Genomic DNA, 20,955 nt, shown 5'->3' with positions numbered 1-20,955 from the left:
TGCTACACCTCTTTTGCTGATGACGGGATCAACTCCATTCCAGAGTCGTTTCCGTCCTTTCAATTTCAGGAAATGAATCAATGAATGCCAGTGCCTGCTGGATCACACGTTCGACAGACATCCGATCGCTTCCGATCGTAACGACACCTATCGTCGTCCGTTGCCAGAGGTTCTGATGATCCAGCTCACTGACTGCTACATTGAATTCATTCTGCATCCTTGTCATAACCCGCTTGATCACCGAACGCTTCTCTTTCAATGACTGTGCTTCATAGATGAAGCATTCGACTTCAGCGCTCAGGATCATGTCCGTTCGATTTCCTGCATGACGTATGCTTCAATGACGTCGCCTTCTTTGATGTCATTGTAATTTTTCACAGTGATTCCGCACTCATAGTTCTGAGCTACTTCTTTCACATCATCTTTGAAACGTTTCAATGTGTCGATTTCGCCTTCGAAAATGACGACGCCGTCACGTACGACGCGAACACCAGCATCACGAGAGATTTTACCATCCGTGACATATGCTCCAGCGATCGTACCGATTTTGGACACTTTGAAGATTTCACGTACTTCGACTTGACCGATGATTTTTTCTTCAAATTCAGGGTCAAGCATCCCTTTCATTGCCGCTTCGATTTCTTCCATTACTTTATAAATGATGCGGTGGAGACGGATTTCGACATCCTCAGATTCTGCAGCTTTTTTCGCATTGGAATCCGGGCGTACGTTGAAACCGATGACAATCGCATTGGAAGCGGATGCTAGTGAGATATCAGATTCATTGATCGCACCTACACCAGTGTGGATGATTTTGACTTTTACGCCTTCCACATCAATCTTCTGAAGAGAGGATGCAAGAGCTTCAACAGAACCTTGGACATCAGCTTTCAGAATCAGGTTGATATCTTTCACTTCCCCTTGTTTGATTTGCTCAAACAAGTCGTCAAGGCTGACACGTGCACGATCGCTACGTTGTTCTTCAATCTGTTTCTGCTGACGAGCTTCACCGATCGCACGCGCTTTCTTCTCGTCTTCAAATGATAGGAAACGATCTCCTGCATGAGGCACATCATTCAAACCAGTGATTTCCACTGGTGTGGATGGTCCTGCAGTTTTAACACGGCGCCCTAAATCGTTGACCATTGCACGGACACGCCCGAACGTATTACCGACTACAATCGGATCACCGACATTCAATGTTCCATTCTGCACTAGCAACGTAGCTACAGAGCCACGTCCCTTATCCAGCTGAGCTTCGATGACGGTACCGTATGCAGGCCGTTTAGGATTTGCTTTCAACTCTTCCATTTCTGTCACAAGAATGATCATTTCAAGCAGATCATCAATTCCTTCGTGTTTAACAGCAGACATCTTTACGAAGATCGTCTCTCCGCCGAAGTCTTCGGAAATCAATTCATATTCCATAAGTTCCTGCATCACACGGTCAGGGTTCGCCCCTTCTTTATCCATCTTGTTGACAGCTACGATGATCGGCACTTCCGCTGCTTTAGCGTGGTTGATCGCTTCAACCGTCTGTGGCATGACACCATCATCTGCAGCTACGACTAAGATCGCAATATCTGTCACTTGTGCACCACGGGAACGCATGCTCGTGAAGGCTGCGTGACCAGGAGTATCAAGGAATGTGATTTTCTTGCCTTGTTCCTCTACTTGATACGCACCGATATGCTGTGTGATTCCACCTGCTTCGCCTTCTGTAACTTTCGTGTCACGGATCGAGTCGAGCAACGTAGTTTTACCGTGGTCGACGTGTCCCATGATCGTTACGACTGCCGGGCGTTCAACAAGATCTTCAGCATCGTCTTCGAACTGGTAGTTCTCGATATCCGTTTCGTCCACGACTACCTCTTCTTCAACTTCAACTCCGAACTCTCCACAAATCAGTTCGATGGAATCGGCATCAAGGTCCTGGTTCTTGGTAGCCATAACTCCAAGGACCATCAGCTTCTTGATGATTTCAGATGCATCTTTGTTGAGCTTTTCTGCAAGCTCACCAACAGTCAAGCTGCCGGAATAAGTGATTTTTCCTGGTGTTTCTTTTTTAGCAGCGGCTTTCTGAGTGTTCGGCTGTTGTTGCTGCTTGTTGAAGTTCTTGTTTTTATTCTTGTTTTTGTTGGCTTTCTTCTTGTTGTTATTGGAGTTCTTACTATTGGATTGATTCAATTTTTTATCGGCTTCCTTCTTGTTGTTGTTAGGTTTGCTCTCTGGTTTAACGGCTTCTTTGGCAGGCTTTTTCTCCTGACCTTTGTTTTCCGTATTCCCTTTGCCGAATTCACGGTCGAGTTTCGTTTTTGTATCGTCGGAAATGGTAGACATGTGATTGCTCACTTCCACCCTCATTTCTCCCAATTTATTGATCACTTGTTTACTTGTCAATTGATTATTTTTTGCATATTCATACACGCGCATTTTACTCATGTGTTCACCCCCGAATAGATTCATCGAGCAGCGATTGCATTTTTTTCGCGAATCCTTGGTCAAGAACTGCGATCGCGACTCTCCCCACTTTTCCGATAGCATGGGATAATGTATCCCTATCTTCTATCAGATAATAAGGTATATGGTAGAAGCTGCATTTATCGATCAGCTTCTTCTTTGTTTGGTGTCCCGTATCATTGGCAATCAATACGAGCTTTGCTCTCTTTTTTTGAATATCTTTGATGATGGATTCTTCACCGACGGTACATTTCCCTGCACGTACGGCGAGCCCGAGCAGGTTGAGATGCTTTTTTTCGTTCATCCCTTGTCACCAGCGAACCTTTTCAATTCCTCGTAGATCATTTCGTCCACTTTGGTATTCAGCTGCCGGCTGAGTATATCCTGGGACTTCGCCTTCTCGATGATGTCAAGGTCTTTCGAGACATATGCGCCTCGACCATTCATCTTGCCGGTTTCATCGACAAAGACTTCTCCCTCTTTGTTCCGTACAACTCGAATCAGCTGCTGCTTTGCTTTCATTTCTTTGGTTACGACACATTTTCTTAGTGGTATCTTCTTAGAGCGTCCCATGACAGCACCTCCTTATTCGAACAGATCTTCGTCGACCTCAGAATAAGTTTGTTCAGATGCATCCGCTGTATCATCAAGCAGACCTTCTTCCGCCGCTTCTGATTCACTCTTGATGTCGATCTTCCAGCCTGTCAACTTGGCAGCAAGTCTTGCATTCTGTCCGCGCTTCCCAATTGCTAATGATAACTGATAATCAGGAACAATGACAGTCGTAGCCTTTTCCTCTTCGTCGACCAGGACACGGACGACCTTGGACGGGCTGAGTGCATTCGACACGTACTCCACCGGGTCTTCAGACCACTGTACGATATCGATCTTCTCGCCTTTCAATTCATTGACGATCGCCTGGACTCGCTGTCCACGCTGTCCGACACAGGAACCTACCGGATCGATTTCTTCATTATCCGCATATACAGAAATCTTGGAACGGTCACCTGCTTCACGTGCAACTGATTTGATTTCGACTGTACCGTCGAAAATCTCAGGAACTTCCATTTCAAACAGACGCTTCAATAGACCAGGGTGCGTTCTGGAAACATAGATGTGTGGACCTTTGTTTGTATTTTCCACCTTGGTGATGAAAACTTTCAAGCGATCATGTACTTCGTATGTTTCTGTCGGCATCTGTTCCGCTTCAGGTAGTCTCGCTTCAATCTTACCGAGATTTACATAAATGAACCGAGGGTCCTTTCGCTGAATGATCCCTGTCATTACATCTTCTTCGCGGTCGATGAATTCACCATAGATGACACCACGCTCCGCTTCACGGACACGCTGGGTAACGACCTGTTTCGCTGCCTGAGCAGCAATTCGTCCGAAATCTTTAGGTGTCACTTCAAGTTCAATAACGTCTTCAATCGCATAGTTCGGATCGATTTCTTTGGCGTCTTCCACCGAGATTTCTTCCTGTGGATCCATCACTTCATCTACTACGTTCTTTCTTGCATACACTTTCATGGATCCAGCCTCTTCATTCAAATCCACCCGCACATTGGAAGCGGAATTGAAATTCTTTTTGTAAGCTGAAATCAGCGCAGCCTCAAGAGCATCGATCAGGACATCTTTGTTGATTCCCTTCTCTTTCTCCAGATACTGTATTGCTTCAAAAAGTTCGTTGCTCAACTGTCTTCTCCCCCTTTATTAGTTAAAGCTTACAGCCAATCGGGCTTTAGCTATCTTTTCATAAGGAATTTCAAATGTTTTCGTTCTCGTTTTGATTTTCATTTCGACGGTAGCTGTATCATTCTCAAAGGATGTAAGATCCCCTTCGATTTCCTTTTCACCTTCCATCGGTTCGTAGAGCTTGATATAGACCCGATGTCCGACATGCCTCCTGAAGTCTTCTTTCTTCTTAAGAGGTCGTTCTGCCCCCGGCGAAGACACTTCAAGAAAGTAAGGGAACTCAACCGGGTCCGTTTCATCCAGCTTTTCACTGAGCTGTTCCGAAACGCGGCCGCATTCTTCGATGTCTACACCGCCTTCTTTATCGACAAAAACACGAAGGAACCAGTTCTTCCCTTCTTTTTTGAACTCGATATCGACCAGCTCGAGGTCCATCTGTTCCAAAATCGGCTGGACCATTTCTTCAGTGACTGTTGTAACATTCTTTCCCATACCATGCCCTCCTTCAAGTTAGAATTAGTATCTCATTCATTTGCATATCCTATAAGAATGGTAAATGATTTATCGCTTACATAAATACTGCACTACAACTAGTGTAGTGCGAGTGAAAAGAGAACCGTTTCCATACTTTCTATGGATAATACGAAAGAGTGGGTTGCCCCACTCTTTCGGTCGTCACGTATCATTACTCTAGCCATTTAAAAATATACCATACGTACCTTTTTTTTGCAAGAAAGCCCACTGTTACCACTGTTTAGAAGAGAGAGAGCTGATTCTCTTCCGGCATTCCTTCCAAGCATCCTTGTGAATCCAGGTATTCCAATACGGTCTTCGAGATGCGGCTGCGTTCTCTTAGATCCTGCTTTGACAGGAATTCTCCGTCTTCTCTTGCTTTATCAATATTCAATGCCGCATTCGTACCAAGACCATCCACAGCATTGAATGGAGGAATCAACGCATTGTCTTCTACAAGGAAGTCCGTCGGGCTAGATCGATACAAGTCGACATTTTTGAAAGAATACCCACGTTCACACATTTCAAGAGACAATTCAAGTACGGTAAGAAGACTCTTTTCTTTAGGTGACGCATCATTTCCTTTTTCATTGATTTCCGCGATGCGAGCTTTGATTGCAGAAGAACCTTTGACCATCGTCTCTAATTCAAAATCACTTGCACGTACAGTGAAGTACGCTGCATAAAAATAGATCGGGTAATGGACTTTGAAATAAGCGATCCTGACAGCCATCAGTACATATGCGGCAGCGTGCGCTTTCGGGAACATGTACTTGATCTTTTTACAGGAGTCGATATACCAGTCTGGAACACCGTGTTTCTTCATTTCTTCTATCCATTCATCTTGAAGTCCTTTACCTTTACGGACGAACTCCATGATTTTAAATGCCAGCGAAGGTTCAAGGCCCTGGTGCATCAGATAGACCATGATATCATCACGGCAACCGATTACCTCGGGAAGTGAACAGATGCCATCGTTGATCAGTTCCTGGGCATTTCCGAGCCATACATCTGTACCGTGGGATAATCCTGAAATGATGACAAGTTCTGCAAAGGTGCTCGGCTTCGTATCTTCAAGCATCTGGCGCACGAACCGTGTACCGAATTCAGGTACACCCAGGGTTCCTGTTTTACACATGATCTGATCGGCAGTCACTCCGAGTGCTTCCGGTCCACTGAAGATCTTCATAACTTCCGGGTCATCGACAGGGATCTCTTTCTGGTCGATCCCACTTAAATCCTGAAGCATGCGGATGACTGTCGGATCATCGTGTCCGAGTATATCCAATTTAAGCAGGTTATCATGGATGGAATGGAAGTCGAAATGGGTTGTCTTCCACTCTGATTTATTGTCATCTGCCGGGAATTGAATCGGCGTGAAATCATAGATTTCCTTATCATCAGGTACAACGATGATTCCTCCAGGGTGCTGACCGCTTGTCCGTTTCACACCAGTACAGCCTTGCACTAGTCGGTCGATTTCCGCATTCCGGTACTGCAGCTGACGATCACCGGCGTATCCCTTCACATAGCCATATGCTGTCTTTTCGGCAATGGTACCGATCGTACCTGCACGGAACACTTTATCTTCACCGAACAGTACTTTCGTATAGTTATGGGCGTGCGGCTGATACTCACCGGAGAAGTTCAAGTCGATATCGGGAACTTTATCCCCTTTGAAACCGAGGAAGGTTTCGAAGGGAATGTCCTGCCCATCCTTTTTATAGGCTTCTCCACATTTCGGACAATCTTTCTCAGGCAGGTCGAACCCGCTTCCGATCGATCCATCCGTGAAGAATTCATGATGGCGGCATGAGCCGCATACATAATGCGGCGGCAACGGGTTCACTTCGGTTATTTCCGTCATCGTCGCGACGAAAGAAGAACCGACCGACCCACGTGAACCTACCAGGTATCCGTCATCCAGCGATTTTTTAACGAGCTTCTGGGAGATCAGATAGATGACCGCGAAACCGTGTCCGATGATACTGTCGAGTTCCTTCTCAAGTCTTTTCTCTACCAGTTCAGGCAAATCATCCCCATAGATGCTTCTCGCCCGGTTATAGGACATTTCCCTGATTTCCTGATCGGCCCCTTCGATATTAGGGGTGAAAAGATCATCTTTGATCGGAGATACTTCACCGATCATCGCAGCGACTGCCTGTGTATTCGTCACTACTACTTCCTGTGCTTTTTCTTTACCGAGGAAGGAAAATTCCTCAAGCAGTTCGGTCGTTGTCTTGAAATGCACATCCGGTAAAGTCTGACGGTTGAGCGGATTCCCGTTCTGGGATGAGATAAGGATCTGTCTGTACATTTTTTCATGTGGGTCGATATAATGTGTATTCCCTGTTACGACCGCTTTTTTACCCATCCGCTCTGCCATGGCGATCAGTTTTTTCAAAATATCATAGATTTGAGCTTCGTTCTGGACGAGTTCTTTCTCAATCAGGTGATGATAGTTACCAGGAGGCTGAATTTCAATATAATCATAGAACTCTGCTACCTTCTCAGCTTCTTCCTCAGATTTCTGCATCATCGTCTCGAACACTTCGCCTTTGTCACAGCCGGAACCGATGATGATTCCCTCTCGGTGCTGGACAAGTTTGGAGCGGGGAATTCTCGGTACTCTATAGAAGTAATCTACATGTGCAAGTGAGACAAGCTTGTAAATGTTCTTCAATCCAGTCGAATCAGTTGCGAGCAGTGTGCAATGGGAAGGTCTGGAGCGCTGATAAGCATTTCCTTCTCCCATATAATCATTAAGATTCTTATGATTGGTAATATTGCGTTCGAATGCTTTTTTCAACAGCTTACACAATAGATAGCCTGTCGCCTCAGCATCATAGATGGCACGGTGGTGCTGTGTGAGCTCTACATCGAAAAACTTACATAACGTATTCAAACGATGGTTCTTCAACTCAGGCACAAGGAACCTTGCCAGTTCAAGCGTGTCTATGACCGGATTTTCACACTTGCCGAGGCCGATCCGTTTCAGACCTGTATTCAGGAAGCCCATATCAAAGCTTGCATTATGTGCGACAAGGATGTCGTCTCCCATCCATTGGTGGAAGTCTTTCAGCACTTCTTCTATTTCCGGTGCATCTTTAACCATGTCATCCGTGATACCTGTCAACTCAATCGTCGTTTGGGATAATGGATGATGCGGGTTGGCGAAAGCTTCAAACCGATCGACAATCTCACCGTCTCTCAGTTTTACAGCGGCCAGTTCAATGATTTTGTCATAGACTGCTGATAGTCCTGTCGTTTCCACGTCAAAAACGATATACGTTCCCTCGGTCAGGTCTCTGTCCTGAACCTCATATGCGATTGGAACTCCATCATCCACCAAGTTAGCCTCGACTCCATAGAGGATTTTGATGCCGTTTTTACTTCCAGCCGCATGCGCATCAGGATACGCCTGCACGCCAGCGTGGTCTGTGATGGCGATTGCCTCATGTCCCCACCTCGCTGCAGTTTCAATCAATCTGGATGGTGCTACAGGAGCATCCATCTGACTCATCGTCGTGTGTGCATGCAATTCGACACGCTTTTGCCCTTCCTCTGCTTCATCCATTCGCAGCAGCGGCTTCACTTCATTGATGTCATTCGCCATCATTGTCAGTTCATGGGTGAAGTTGTCCGTCTGGATTCCACCACGAGCCTTGATCCACATACCTTTTTTGATCGCTTTGAATTGCTCTGCATGATCATCCCCCCGAGAAAACATCTTGATTGAGAAGGAGTCGGTATAGTCGGTCACTTTCAACAGCAATAGATGGCGTCCTGACCGGAGTTCTTTTATGTCTACGTCGAACACATGGCCCTGGACGACTTTGCGGCGCTCCTCTTCCTGGATGTCGCGCATAAGATCCGGTTGTTCCTGGATCGGGTATCCGATCTCGATCGGTCCCTGATGTTCCTGGGACTGCTGCTGCTTCTGACGTTCTTCTTTTTTCTGAATCTCGCGCTGGACGAACAACTCGTCTTCTTTCTTCTTCAGTTCCTGGAATTTCTTGATTTCTTCCTGCTGATCCTTAACCTTGGTTGTGATCATGCAAGACTGAATCCCAGCCTTCTTACAAAATAGACTGAGGGGTTCATGCAATTTCTTCTGAATCGCATGACTCTCCGCCTCATTCCTACAAGTTAACATAATCTTATTACCGTTTATCTCTGGTTGCTGCTGTAACAACAAGTCTTTATAAGCAGGTGAAAGCTTAGGCACAGATTGAATGAAACATCTCCAATAACCAGTCAGTTCATCCACCTGGATTTCTTTCGTAGTCGTATGGATGGTCCAGTCCACCGAAGCTATATGCCTGAAACCCTCCTGCAGCTTCGTAATAAACAATTCATATACAGAAGGAGGCAATGCATATTCCATCTCGAAATGGAAATGCCAGCATTTGTTTTGACGGAAAACTTCGAGCTTCTGTAACCTGCTGTTCTTCAGGTGTGTTTCTGCTAAATCTGAGGGGAACTGGATCTGTTCGATCAACAATTCCATTTTTTCACGGTTTGAAACGGCCATGGTGTTTCCTCCCCATCAAACATTGGATCGTCCTTATCGATGAATGTCGCATCGTGCGGTACGTGTACAAAAAATATACCCTCGCCTCAAGTACCAAGCAAGGGTAGGTCTTACTCTTTTGATCATACTTTCATTTTATCACAGCATAAATGGATAAACATCCGGTTTAATCAGGAAAGCATTTCTCTGATTTTAGTGATTACTTGTCCACTTTCAATGTCGGACTGTTCGCCGGAAGCTCTTACTTTGAATTCTACGACGCCTTCACCAGCCTGCTTGCCTACGGTAATACGTAATGGAATACCGATCAGATCGCTGTCTGCAAACTTAACTCCCGCACGTTCCTTCCTGTCGTCGTACAGCACTTCAATCCCTGCTTCCTGCAGTTGGCTGTATAACTGATCAGCAAGTTGCAACTGTTCTTCTTTCTTTGGATTCAAAGAAAGAAGATGCACCTGGAATGGAGCGACATTCGCTGGCCAGGTAATGCCGTTATCATCATGATACTGCTCTACGATGGATGCTAGTGTACGTGAAACTCCAATCCCATAGCAGCCCATGAGCATCGTTGTCGCTTTACCTTGATCATTCAGGAATGATGCATTCATTTTATCTGTATAGAATTTTCCAAGTTTGAACACATGTCCAACTTCGATTCCACGTGCAAACTTAATCGTGCCTTCACCATCCGGGGATGGATCACCCTCTTCGATAAATCGTAGGTCAGCGTATTTGGAAACCTCAAAATCTCTTCCAGGATTGACGTTCGTATAGTGGTATCCTTCTTCATTCGCTCCGCATGATGCATTGACCAATGCTTCTACTGCGAAATCAGCGACAACTTCCACTTCATCTGACACACCAATCGGACCAAGAGAACCGAACCCTGTCCCTAACAGGCGGCGTGTGTCTTCCTCTGTTGCTAAATCGATATATCCTGCATCGAACAGGTTCTTAAGTTTCACATCATTCACTTCATGATCGCCACGAGTCAGCACCATGACAAACGCTTCATCGACCTTGAACAGAATCGCTTTGATTCCTTCCTGTAGTTCATGTCCAAGGAAATCCGCCACCTGCTTCATTGTCTTCTGGTCAGGAGTGGATACTTTATCCAGTTCCTTTAATGACTCATCTGACTTCTCATAAGTGGTGATCACCGGTGCCATTTCGATATTTGCAGCGTAGGACGAAGTATCCGAATAAGCGATCGTATCTTCCCCAACTTCAGAGAGCACCATGAATTCGTGGGTATCTTTTCCACCCATCGCACCTGAATCAGCCACAACAGCACGGAAGTTAAGCCCGCAGCGGCGGAAGATATTAGAGTACGCATCGAACATCTTCTGATATGTACCATCCAGACATTCGTAAGATTCATGGAAGGAGTACGCATCCTTCATCAGAAATTCTCTGCCGCGCAACAGACCGAACCTAGGGCGTTTTTCATCACGGAATTTGCTTTGGATCTGATAGACCGTCAACGGAAGTTTCTTATAGCTGTTTACTTCATCCCTGATGATGCTTGTGATGACCTCTTCATGGGTAGCTCCCAAGGCGAATTCGCGGTCGTGCCTGTCATGAAGACGCATCAATTCCGGACCGAATGTGTTCCAGCGTCCAGTCTCTTTCCAAAGTTCAGCCGGCTGCATCGCTGCCATCAGCATTTCATGAGCCCCTGCTTTATCCATCTCTTCTCTGACGATTTCTTCTACTTTTCTAAGTACTTTCCTTCCAAGAGGCAAGTAACTGTAAATACCTGAAGCGATCTGGCGGATATAACCGGCACGCATCAATAGCTGATGACTTTTTATTTCAGCATCTGCAGGTACCTCGCGTAACGTAGGTAATAACATTTCACTTTGTTTCATTTCTTTACACCCCAATACGATAAGTTGAAAAAGCTGGAAGTATAAGTTTCATATGAAATACTCCCAGCTCTGAATATGTTTTTACAAGAAAAGTCGCTGGATATCGTTCCAGGTAACGACCAGCATCAGCAGCATCAACAAGGCGAATCCAATAAAGTGGACGATTCCCTCTTTTTGTGGATCGATCGGCTTTCCTCTTACAGCTTCTAGACCGACAAACAACAATCTTCCGCCATCCAATGCAGGAAGCGGCAATAGATTGACGATTCCAAGGTTGATACTCAGGATGGCAGTCCACATCATATAATTGATGAAACCGGTCTGTACGACACGATCTGTCGCATCATAGATTCCGACCGGCCCTGATAGCATATCGAGTGAGAATTGACCTGTGACAAGCTTACCTAAATTGACGAGAATCAGCTTCGTCCAGTCATAGGTCTGAGTGAATCCGAATTGGACAGTCTTCGTGAACGATTCATCAAATGCCCGTTCGATACCGATCCGACCAATGGTTGCTTCCCCTTCCTGGACGCTTTGCGGAGTAACATTCAATTCCTCGGTATCTCCATTTCTGCTCACCGTAAGGGTAAGTTCCTGATCGGGATGCTGACGGACGATTTCCGTAAACCCTTCCCAAGTGGAGACTTGCTGTCCATCTACGGAAATGATTTCATCCCCCGATTGTAATCCCGCTTCTTGTGCAGGCGAATCTTCAATAACTTTTCCGAGTCGCGCTTCATCGACAGGAACACCCTGGACCAAGCCGAGAATGAAGAAAATGATGATCGCGAGGACGAAGTTCATCATCGGACCGGCAAACAGCTGCATCGCACGCTGTGGAACCGACTTGGAAGCGAACTGACGATTGTATGGAGCAATCTGGGTTTCCTTCTCATCCATTACGAAGAACGCTTTTGGATCTACATCAAACTCCAGTCGTTCATCTTCATCAATTTCATAACCGACAATCTTCAATGCATGATCGAGATCGGCATGTTCGACTTCGATTACACGTGCATCCGGGTGCTTGTCTTTATTATTGACGATGATCTTATTCACTTTTCCTGCTCCATCGAATTCCAGCCCAATATGATGGCCTGCCTTCAACTCGATGATTTCAGGATCTTCACCGGCAACACGGACGTAGCCGCCAATGGGAAGCAACCGGATCGTATATAACGTCTCATTTTTCATGAACGAAAAAATCTTTGGACCGAAGCCGATTGCGAACTCCCTCGCTAACATACCAGATCGCTTTGCAAAGATGAGATGTCCCCACTCATGCACGAAAACCAGCAGTCCGAACATGAGAATGAACGCGATAACTGTAGTCAAATCTAGCACCTGCCTTTAATTGATATAGGTTTGAACCTGTTTTCTTGTCTCTTTATCGATTTCCATTATTGTCTCTAGGTCTGGTTTCCTTATTTTATCATGTTTCTCAAGCGCCTTCCCGATCAACGCTTCGATATCAAGGAAAGATATCCGGCCATCTAGGAACAGCTGGACAGCCTGCTCGTTTGCAGCATTGAGGACCGTTGGCATCGATCCACCCATCCTCCCTGTTTCGTACGCCATTCTTAAGCAAGGAAACCTTTCAAAGTCCATCTTTTCAAAATGCAAGGTTGCAATTTCCTCTAAGTCTAACCGTTTCGTCTTAGGTAAATCAAGTCTGTCGGGATACGAAAGTGCATACTGTATGGGGACCTTCATATCCGGGGTGCCCAACTGTGCCATGACACTCCGGTCCACGAACTCAACCATCGAATGAATGACACTTTCCCTATGCTGGATGACATCGATTTTTTCATATGGAAGTCCGAAAAGCCAATGCGCTTCAATCACTTCAAGACCCTTATTCATCATGGAAGCAGAATCAATCGTAATCTTCGCTCCCATGGACCAGTTCGGATGATTCAACGCATCTTCTACCGTTACACCTACAAGGTCGTCCCGTTTTTTGTCACGGAAGCTTCCACCTGATGCTGTCAGGATCAGCCTTTCCATGCGCGCAGGGTTTTCTCCATTGAGGCTTTGATGGATGGCGGAATGTTCACTATCCACCGGCAGAAGCTCAACTCCGTACTTTTCCGCCTCTTCCATAACGAGATGACCAGCGGTTACCAACGTCTCTTTGTTAGCTATCGCGATCGTCTTACCTGCCTGGATGGCACGCATTGTCGCTGTCAGACCGATACTCCCCATGACCGCATTGAGCAGGATATCGACATCCGGATGGATACTTGCGTCCACCATGCCCTCGATACCTGAACGTACCTCGCCTTCATAGTTGACAAGCTGCTTTAATAACTCATCTTTGACATGATCATCCTGGACGACGACCATCTCGGGATTGAACTCCTGAATCAACGGCACTGCCTTTTCTATGTTTCTTCCAAACGCCAATGCATGTACTGCAAAATTGTCGGGATGAAGCCTGATGACATCAAGCGTTTGAATACCGATCGATCCAGTTGCCCCTAAAACAGTTATTCGTTTCATATATCTCTCTCCCACTATTCTATGAATCCTATTAAATAAAATTAATCAAATGCAGTAATGGCAAAATGAAAATCAAGCTGTCGAAGCGATCCAGTACACCTCCGTGTCCGGGAAGAATATTTCCTGAATCCTTCACTGCGTAATGGCGTTTGAAAGCCGATTCCACAAGATCTCCGATTTGTCCGAAAATGGAAACAATGATTGTGACAAGAAGGACAAGGATAGTCGAATCCTTGATCGGGTTGACCATCTGGAAAATGAAGGCCACGATGCAGGCAAGGAAAATCCCCCCGATCGCCCCTTCAATCGTCTTCTTTGGACTGATTTTCGGCCACAATTTACGCTTACCGAACAACCTTCCGAAAATATATGCTCCTGTATCTGTCGCCCAAATGACAAATAAAGCATAAAACACATAATCAAGTCCAGAGGGCGCATTTCGCGTTTCGATCAAATAGTAAAATCCCATTCCTACATATATGGCAGCCAGCAACAAAAAGCCAGCATCATCGAATGTAAAACGGTTTTTAACTAATACGGTATAACTTAATAATAAGATTACAGCAAGAAAAGTAAATTCTGATTTTGGAACTTCAATTTCCAGCCATGTGAGATAGTCAAATGGTAACATTAGTGCCCATAATAATATTATTGTAATTATGGATGGAATGGAGTACCTAGAAATCTTTTTCATCCTAATTAATTCAAATGTTCCTACACTTGCAATAATGTAGACGAAAATGATGAAGGGCCATCCTCCCAGCATGACAAGTGGTAGTAATATGAGTGCTCCGACGATTGCGGTAATTGTTCTTTGTTTCATTGCGACATCAACACCTTAAATTCCGCCGTAACGACGTTTTCTGTTTTGGTAATCATATAGTGCTTTTTCAAAATAAGCCTCATCAAAATCAGGCCAGTACACATCTGTGAACCAGAACTCGGTATAGGCGAGCTGCCAGAGTAAGAAGTTGCTGAGACGCTGTTCGCCGCTTGTACGGATCAACAGGTCCGGCTCCTTGAATTTCGAGGTGAATAGCTGGTCCGTAAATACATCTTCGTCAATATCATCGATGTCTAAACGGCCTTCCTTCACTTGCATGGAAATACTTTTCACAGCTTCAAGCATTTCGTGGCGACTCCCGTAGTTCAGGGCAAAGTTCAATACCATGCCGGTGTTCTCTCTTGTTTTCTCTTTCGCTTCTGATACTGCCTGTTTCGTATGAGGAGGTAACCCCTCGAAATCTCCGATCGTTTCTACTCGGACATTCTTTTCGATCAATTCAGGCAAGTATGTATTCAGAAACTCCATCGGCAGCCTCATCAAAAACTCGACTTCTTTTTTCGGACGTTTCCAATTTTCAGTGGAAAATGCATATAACGTCAACGTCTCGATACCGAGATCAGAAGCACACCTGACAATTTTCTTTACAACATTCATGCCTTCCTTATGCCCGGCTATCCTTGGCATACCTCGGTTCTTCGCCCATCTTCCATTCCCATCCATGATGATGGCGATATGAGAAGGGAGATGCTTCAGTTCAAGCCCTACCGGTTGAGGCTCGTGTTTTATTCTTTTTTTCATGAATGGAAGTCTGATCGACATAACTACATCCTCCAATAAAGGATACTCATCTTTATTATTATATACTATTATCCTACTATATGCCGACTGTGACCGAAAGTGGGAACAGGGCATATGACGTCAGGATCATCTATGTAAAAATCTCGAATTCGTGTTTCTCCTGCTAGCTTGCAGGTTTTGACATGGTAAAAAAGAAAGCCGCGCTACGAAGAAGTTGCAGCGCGGCCTATCATCCCTTTTTACAAACCTTGAGGAATCACATCCTCAATGAATCATACTTCCAAGATTTCTGCTTCTTTATTTTTGGCAAGCTCGTCAACTTTAGCTACGTACTTATCCGTAACCTTTTGGACGTCATCCTGTCCGGAACGAAGCTCATCTTCCGTAATCTCTCCATCTTTTTCCTGCTTTTTCAACGTGTCATTGCTGTCTCGACGGATGTTACGGACTTGGACTTTCGCTTCTTCCGCATATTTACCGACAACTTTGACAAGATCCTTACGACGCTCTTCCGTAAGTGCAGGGATGTTGATACGAACAACATTACCATCACTGGAAGGAGACAGACCAAGATCGGCTTTCTGAATTGCTTTTTCAATTTCAGCAATCGCGCTTTTGTCGTATGGAGTAATAACAAGCAGACGTGCTTCCGGTGCAGATACTTGCGCAAGCTGATTCAGTGGAGTTGATGCTCCATAATAATCCACATATACGCTATCCAAAAGGTTCGGGTTTGCACGACCGGCACGGACTGTAGCCAAGTTTCGTGTGAACGCCTGGATCGCCTGATCCATTTTCGTTTCAGTTTCTTTGATTATCGCCATTATTTGTTCCCCCTAACAATCGTTCCTATATTTTCGCCTAATACGGCTTTTTTAATATTACCTTCCTCTGTAATAGAGAATACCAGTAAAGGAATATCGTTGTCCATACATAATGAAGATGCAGTGGAGTCCATAACACCCAAACCTTCTTTCAGAACATCAAGATAGGAGAGCTGGTCATACTTTTCAGCATCCTTATCGACTCTTGGGTCTGCATTGTACACACCATCTACATTATTTTTTGCCATCAGAATGACATCAGCTTCGACTTCAGCTGCCCGTAAAGCAGCAGTCGTATCGGTGGAGAAGTAAGGATTACCTGTTCCAGCCGCGAAAATAACGACGCGTTTCTTCTCTAGGTGACGGATCGCTTTTCGACGGATGTACGGCTCTGCTACTTGACGCATTTCGATGGATGTCTGTACACGTGTAGGAATGCCGATGTTTTCAAGGCTATCCTGCAATGCCAACGAGTTCATAACAGTTGCCAGCATTCCCATGTAGTCAGCATTCGCACGATCCATTCCCATCTCGCTTCCGACTTTTCCTCGCCAGATGTTTCCGCCACCTACGACAACTGCTACTTCCACACCCAATTCTGCAATTTCTTTTACTTGCTTTGCTACGGACTGCACGATTTTCGGATCAAGACCGAATCCCTGATCCCCACTCAGTGCTTCCCCACTCAATTTCAAAACGATTCTACGGTAACGAGCTGTTGTCATAGTAACCTCCATATCAAATAGTGTCTGTTGATTGAATATCGACATCGCCTCGAGAGCTATGTAGCATGTTTGAAAATAGGGAACACAAGCGTGTCCCCTATGATTCAACCATAATTATTTTTTAACTTGGCTCATAACCTCTTCTGCGAAGTTGTCTTCACGTTTTTCCATACCTTCGCCAACTTCGTAACGTACGAAGCCGTTGATTTTGCCGCCTTTGGACTCAACGAACTTCTTCACTTTTTGATCTGGGTCTTTAACAAAGCTTTGCTCAAGCAGGCAGATCTCTTCGAAGTATTTACCTAGACGACCTTCTACCATCTTCTCAACGATGTTTTCAGGCTTGCCTTCGCTCATCGCTTGAGTTTTCAGTAGTTCACGCTCTTTGTTCACTTCTTCTTCAGATACTGCATCACGAGATACATAACGAGGATTTACAGCTGCTACGTGCATTGCAACGTCTTTTGCTGCCTGTTCATCTGTAGAACCTTCAAGAACCGTCAATACACCGATGTTACCGCCCATGTGGATGTAAGCACCGAATGCATCCGCGTCAGTCTTTTCAGCGATTGTGAAACGACGAAGGGAGATTTTTTCTCCGATCTTAGCTACAGTAGTAGTGATATAATCGTTCAACGTGTCGCCTTCTCCGTGAAGTTTCTGTTCAAGTGCTTCTTCAACAGTTGCAGGTCTTTGGGAAAGAAGGTGTTTACCTAGCTCGACCAACAATGTTTTGAACTGGTCGTTTTTCGTAACGAAGTCCGTTTCACAGTTAACTTCAAGAAGGACAGCAGCGTTTCCATCTGTATGGATGGATGCAGAACCTTCAGCCGCGATACGATCCGCTTTCTTCTGAGCTTTGGAGATCCCTTTTTCACGAAGCCATTCTACCGCTTTGTCCATTTCTCCGTCAGTTTCAGTAAGTGCCTTCTTACAATCCATCATTCCAGCACCTGTTTTTTCACGAAGTTCTTTTACCATTTTTGCAGTTACAGCCATTATTTTTCCTCCTTTTAAGTAACAAGCTTAAGTAATAAGCGTTTGCTTTAAAAAAGGTGATAAAAGGTTTTCCCCCTTATCACCTTTGAAACCTTCTCTTACTCTTGTGCAGCTTCTGCTGCTTCAGTTTCAGCTTCTTCAGCAACCTCTGTTTCTTCTTCGCCTTGTTTTGCTTCAAGAACAGCGTCAGCCATTTTAGAAGTCATCAATTTGACAGCACGAATCGCATCGTCGTTCGCTGGGATGACGTAGTCGATTTCGTCAGGGTCACAGTTTGTATCTACCATTCCAACGATTGGAATGTTCAATTTATGAGCTTCAGCAATCGCGATACGCTCTTTGCGTGGATCGATTACAAATAGAGCGTCCGGAAGGCTCTTCATTTCTTTGATTCCGCCTAGGAATTTGACAAGGCGATCTTTTTCTTTAAGCAACATAACAGTTTCTTTCTTAGGAAGTACATCAAATGTACCGTCCTCTTCCATGCGCTCGATGTCTTTAAGACGTTTGATACGCTTACGGATCGTTTGGAAGTTCGTCAACGTTCCACCCAACCAACGCTGGTTGATGTAGAACATTCCACAACGAGTAGCTTCGTCACGTACTGTTTCCTGTGCTTGTTTTTTCGTACCTACGAATAGGATGTTACCGCCATCAGCAGCGATATCCCTAATGTACTTGTACGCTTCATCAACTTTCTTGACAGTCTTTTGAAGGTCGATGATGTAAATACCGTTACGCTCCGTGAAGATATACTTTTTCATCTTCGGATTCCAACGGCGTGTTTGGTGTCCGAAATGTACCCCAGCTTCTAGAAGCTGTTTCATTGAAATTACAGACATGTTTGTTCCTCCTGTTTTTTGGTTTTTTTTGTTCCTCCGCCGGCATCATTTCCTCTAAAGACTTTGTATTGTACAAAGCACCCTTTAGAAAATCCGCAGGCGTGTGTATTAACACCAAGAGTAAATATATCATAAGCTTTTCTCTCAATCAAGAGGGTTTGCTTAAAATCAACGGTTAAATTTCAGCATAAGCTCGACTTCTGTCAATCCACGTCCAAGTCTGCGAGCAATCTCCTCTGCTGAAAAGCCTTCTTGATGCAGCCTGGCCACCTTTGTGTTGAGAGATACCTCTACTGTATCCTGCACATCAGGACTAGGTGGCTGATAGGTATTCACCTTTCCATGCTTGATATCTTCCTGATCCTGTTCATCAACTGCTATATGATCTACTGGAACGTGTACCTTCGCTTCCATTCTCTCACTTTCCACTTTGGGGAGAACAGGGGAAGCTTCTTCCAGCAATTGCTTCAGTCGATCGTTCTCATCTTTGATTTCCATTAAATAAGCAGAAAACAGCTGCTCGATTTCCTCTGTCGCCTGCTTTTGATTCTGCTCTGAATCTTCTGCCCGCTTCATTCTTGTTGCAAGAATGATCAGTACAAGGACCGTCACACCATGCAAAAGAAAACTTACGACAAACAATAAGGTTGTTACCATTAAGTTTCACCCACTAAAATCAATGTGTTTCCCGAGATAAGGATGGTTTTCTTCATATGTATGTTCCTTTGTGTCTGAATCCGAAGAGTGGTCCCGGGAGCTCTCCTGTTGCGAATCTTCACTGTCGTCTTTGAGGCTGACATCCGCTTTCGCTTCTTGCTTATTTACGGTTTTCCGCTTTGTTTGGTCTGTGGCTAGCTGCTGTTGTCCCAAATTTTCCTGGAGATGTTGGTTCCGCTGCTGGAATTGCTCTTGAAGTTTACCTGCATCCTGTGTCCTAGGTAAAGCTACTTGCATTTCAATCGATTTCCAACTCACGACTTTCCAACCTCCTTGAATGGATTATACCATGGGGGTAATGCAAACCTCGCCGTCGTCAAGCGTGACATTCACTGTCTTGAAGGTCTGCAGAATCTTACGCTGGTATTTGCCGAAACCGAGATCGACACCGGAATACATCGTCCCTTTCACAGTCAGCTTAGCATGATCAAGTGTTCCGATTGTACTTTTTGTCCTCTCCAGCTCAAATTCAATATCCTCAAGCTCTTTCTCACATTTATCCAGCGAATTCTTCTGTCTTAACAGTGTAATACGATCCTTCATTGCCAGTTTTCCTTCTGCCTTGCCCTTACTATCCAAAAGACTTCCGATCCTGCGCAATTTTTGTATCGTCTCATTGATTTGTTCAGATTTTTCTTTCATGACTTTTTCTTTTTCATGTACTTTTTTATTGATGCCGATATATAAACCGGTAGGTGAATGCATTCGGTTACCGACGTCTTTCGCTTCAATGGTTATACCAGCGGATGAAGAACCCCCAATGATGTTCCCCTGTTGGCAATAGATATGCTCTTTGGCAATGCATTCACTATGAAGGATGGAATTTTCAGCAAGGATGTTCCGACCAGCTTCTACGTAACACTGGTTGATATAACCGGCTCGCACATCCATACCCGCCCGTACAACCGCTCGTTTCTGACCTGAAATTCCTTCATGGATATGAACGGAGCCACCTGCTTCGATTTCAGCGCCTTCCACCAGTCCCATGATAGTGATGTCTCCTTTAGCGGAAATACGATATCCAGTCGGGACATTTCCCCGGATCCGGATCGAACCGACGAAATCCAGATTGCCCGTACGCATATCAAGATCTCCTTGTACTTCATACAAAGGATAGACATGGATGGTCGTTTCATTGAAACTCAGTTGTCCCGTTGCTTCAGCGTAAAAAGCTGCCCCAGACTCTTTCCACCTTACGTTCTTACCGGCACGAATCCTAGCAGATTTTCCCGGCTTCGCAGGAAGCTCTTTTCCGAAAATGTTACGTCCCGGCACCCCTAGTGTCGGAGGAGTAAGTCTGGCGATCCGCTCTCCTTCGCTGGCAGTCGGAAGCTGGAGGATGTCGCGGAAATTGACACGTTCGTCATGTTCGATCGTCATCGCTGCTTCTTGTTTATCGAAGATGATCTTACCGTCCTCTCCAGCCTGAGGTTCATCACCAGAGGCGATGATAACCGGCGAATGATTTCTATCAAGACCGTCAGCTATCGATTGGATTGCAGTTTCATTTATACCATGAATGATGTTTCTCTCATTAAGAAGGTGGATTAGTTCATCAGGTGAAAAATGCAATTGATCTTTATATTCCTCTTCAATATGTAACTCGGCCTGCAATTTATCATGGTGTATGGCAATTGAAAAATGATCATCGAAACCGTCCATCCTTTCACTCCTCCTCCCTACTT

General features: G+C 45.0%; 19 protein-coding genes. All 19 read right to left on the bottom strand.

From position 1 onward, the window contains the following. Positions 1-28: 28 nt before the first annotated feature. The 19 genes from ACFQ2J_RS03345 to ACFQ2J_RS03255 all read right to left on the bottom strand — a co-directional run bounded on the left by ACFQ2J_RS03345 (position 29) and on the right by ACFQ2J_RS03255 (position 20,932). On the bottom strand, positions 29-307 hold the full coding sequence (locus tag ACFQ2J_RS03345; protein ID WP_386056563.1) for a DUF503 domain-containing protein: 279 nt from the start codon (positions 305-307) through the stop codon (positions 29-31). Beyond that, positions 304-2,442: a translation initiation factor IF-2 gene (gene infB / locus ACFQ2J_RS03340; protein ID WP_386056561.1), complete on the bottom strand. Its 2,139-nt coding sequence runs from the start codon at positions 2,440-2,442 to the stop codon at positions 304-306. The genes ACFQ2J_RS03345 and infB overlap by 4 nt, the downstream gene beginning before the upstream one ends. Before the next feature lie 4 nt (positions 2,443-2,446). Next, entirely contained in the window at positions 2,447-2,764 is a 318-nt protein-coding gene (locus tag ACFQ2J_RS03335) for a YlxQ family RNA-binding protein (RefSeq protein WP_386056560.1), read from the bottom strand. Next, positions 2,761-3,033, bottom strand: a complete 273-nt coding sequence (gene rnpM, locus ACFQ2J_RS03330) for an RNase P modulator RnpM (protein WP_386056558.1) — start codon at positions 3,031-3,033, stop codon at positions 2,761-2,763. The genes ACFQ2J_RS03335 and rnpM overlap by 4 nt, the downstream gene beginning before the upstream one ends. A gap of 12 nt (positions 3,034-3,045) precedes the next feature. Next, positions 3,046-4,155: a transcription termination factor NusA gene (nusA, locus tag ACFQ2J_RS03325; RefSeq protein WP_386056556.1), complete on the bottom strand. Its 1,110-nt coding sequence runs from the start codon at positions 4,153-4,155 to the stop codon at positions 3,046-3,048. 18 nt (positions 4,156-4,173) lie between these two features. Beyond that, positions 4,174-4,647 (bottom strand): ribosome maturation factor RimP, encoded by a 474-nt coding sequence (gene rimP / locus ACFQ2J_RS03320; RefSeq protein WP_386056554.1) that lies wholly within the window; start codon positions 4,645-4,647, stop codon positions 4,174-4,176. A gap of 262 nt (positions 4,648-4,909) precedes the next feature. Then, positions 4,910-9,202 carry a PolC-type DNA polymerase III gene (locus tag ACFQ2J_RS03315; protein ID WP_386056552.1) on the bottom strand — a complete coding sequence of 1,431 codons (4,293 nt, stop codon included), beginning with the start codon at positions 9,200-9,202 and terminating at the stop codon, positions 4,910-4,912. A gap of 170 nt (positions 9,203-9,372) precedes the next feature. Beyond that, positions 9,373-11,073 carry a proline--tRNA ligase gene (locus ACFQ2J_RS03310; RefSeq protein WP_386056550.1) on the bottom strand — a complete coding sequence of 567 codons (1,701 nt, stop codon included), beginning with the start codon at positions 11,071-11,073 and terminating at the stop codon, positions 9,373-9,375. 81 nt (positions 11,074-11,154) lie between these two features. Continuing rightward, a complete protein-coding gene (rseP, locus tag ACFQ2J_RS03305; protein WP_386056548.1) occupies positions 11,155-12,411 on the bottom strand; it encodes an RIP metalloprotease RseP in 1,257 nt (418 codons plus the stop codon). 15 nt (positions 12,412-12,426) lie between these two features. Next, complete coding sequence (gene dxr / locus ACFQ2J_RS03300) at positions 12,427-13,578, bottom strand: 1-deoxy-D-xylulose-5-phosphate reductoisomerase (RefSeq protein ID WP_386056546.1); 1,152 nt, start codon at positions 13,576-13,578, stop codon at positions 12,427-12,429. Between the two features lie 31 nt (positions 13,579-13,609). Next, positions 13,610-14,401: a phosphatidate cytidylyltransferase gene (locus ACFQ2J_RS03295; RefSeq protein WP_386056545.1), complete on the bottom strand. Its 792-nt coding sequence runs from the start codon at positions 14,399-14,401 to the stop codon at positions 13,610-13,612. A gap of 15 nt (positions 14,402-14,416) precedes the next feature. Further along, entirely contained in the window at positions 14,417-15,184 is a 768-nt protein-coding gene (locus ACFQ2J_RS03290) for an isoprenyl transferase (protein ID WP_386056543.1), read from the bottom strand. A 251-nt stretch (positions 15,185-15,435) separates the two neighbouring features. After that, positions 15,436-15,987 carry a ribosome recycling factor gene (gene frr / locus ACFQ2J_RS03285; protein ID WP_386056542.1) on the bottom strand — a complete coding sequence of 184 codons (552 nt, stop codon included), beginning with the start codon at positions 15,985-15,987 and terminating at the stop codon, positions 15,436-15,438. Continuing rightward, on the bottom strand, positions 15,987-16,712 hold the full coding sequence (gene pyrH, locus ACFQ2J_RS03280) for a UMP kinase (protein ID WP_386056540.1): 726 nt from the start codon (positions 16,710-16,712) through the stop codon (positions 15,987-15,989). Before pyrH ends, frr begins: the two co-directional genes overlap by 1 nt. 114 nt (positions 16,713-16,826) lie before the next feature. Beyond that, positions 16,827-17,711 (bottom strand): translation elongation factor Ts, encoded by an 885-nt coding sequence (gene tsf, locus ACFQ2J_RS03275; protein WP_386056539.1) that lies wholly within the window; start codon positions 17,709-17,711, stop codon positions 16,827-16,829. A gap of 98 nt (positions 17,712-17,809) precedes the next feature. Continuing rightward, positions 17,810-18,553, bottom strand: a complete 744-nt coding sequence (gene rpsB, locus ACFQ2J_RS03270; RefSeq protein WP_386056537.1) for a 30S ribosomal protein S2 — start codon at positions 18,551-18,553, stop codon at positions 17,810-17,812. 168 nt (positions 18,554-18,721) lie between these two features. Next, a complete protein-coding gene (locus tag ACFQ2J_RS03265) occupies positions 18,722-19,210 on the bottom strand; it encodes a DUF6115 domain-containing protein (protein ID WP_386056535.1) in 489 nt (162 codons plus the stop codon). Positions 19,211-19,216: 6 nt separating this feature from the next. Next, complete coding sequence (locus ACFQ2J_RS03260) at positions 19,217-19,528, bottom strand: hypothetical protein (RefSeq protein ID WP_386056533.1); 312 nt, start codon at positions 19,526-19,528, stop codon at positions 19,217-19,219. Between the two features lie 24 nt (positions 19,529-19,552). After that, the gene (locus ACFQ2J_RS03255) at positions 19,553-20,932 is read right to left on the bottom strand and encodes a DUF342 domain-containing protein (RefSeq protein ID WP_386056531.1); all 1,380 of its coding nucleotides are present in this window, start codon (positions 20,930-20,932) and stop codon (positions 19,553-19,555) included. Positions 20,933-20,955 lie beyond the last annotated feature (23 nt).

It is taken from the genome of Thalassobacillus hwangdonensis (assembly GCF_042675915.1).
Classification (GTDB): Bacteria; Bacillota; Bacilli; order Bacillales; family Halobacillaceae; genus Thalassobacillus_A; species Thalassobacillus_A hwangdonensis.
This window is presented reverse-complemented; position numbering and strand designations above follow the sequence as displayed.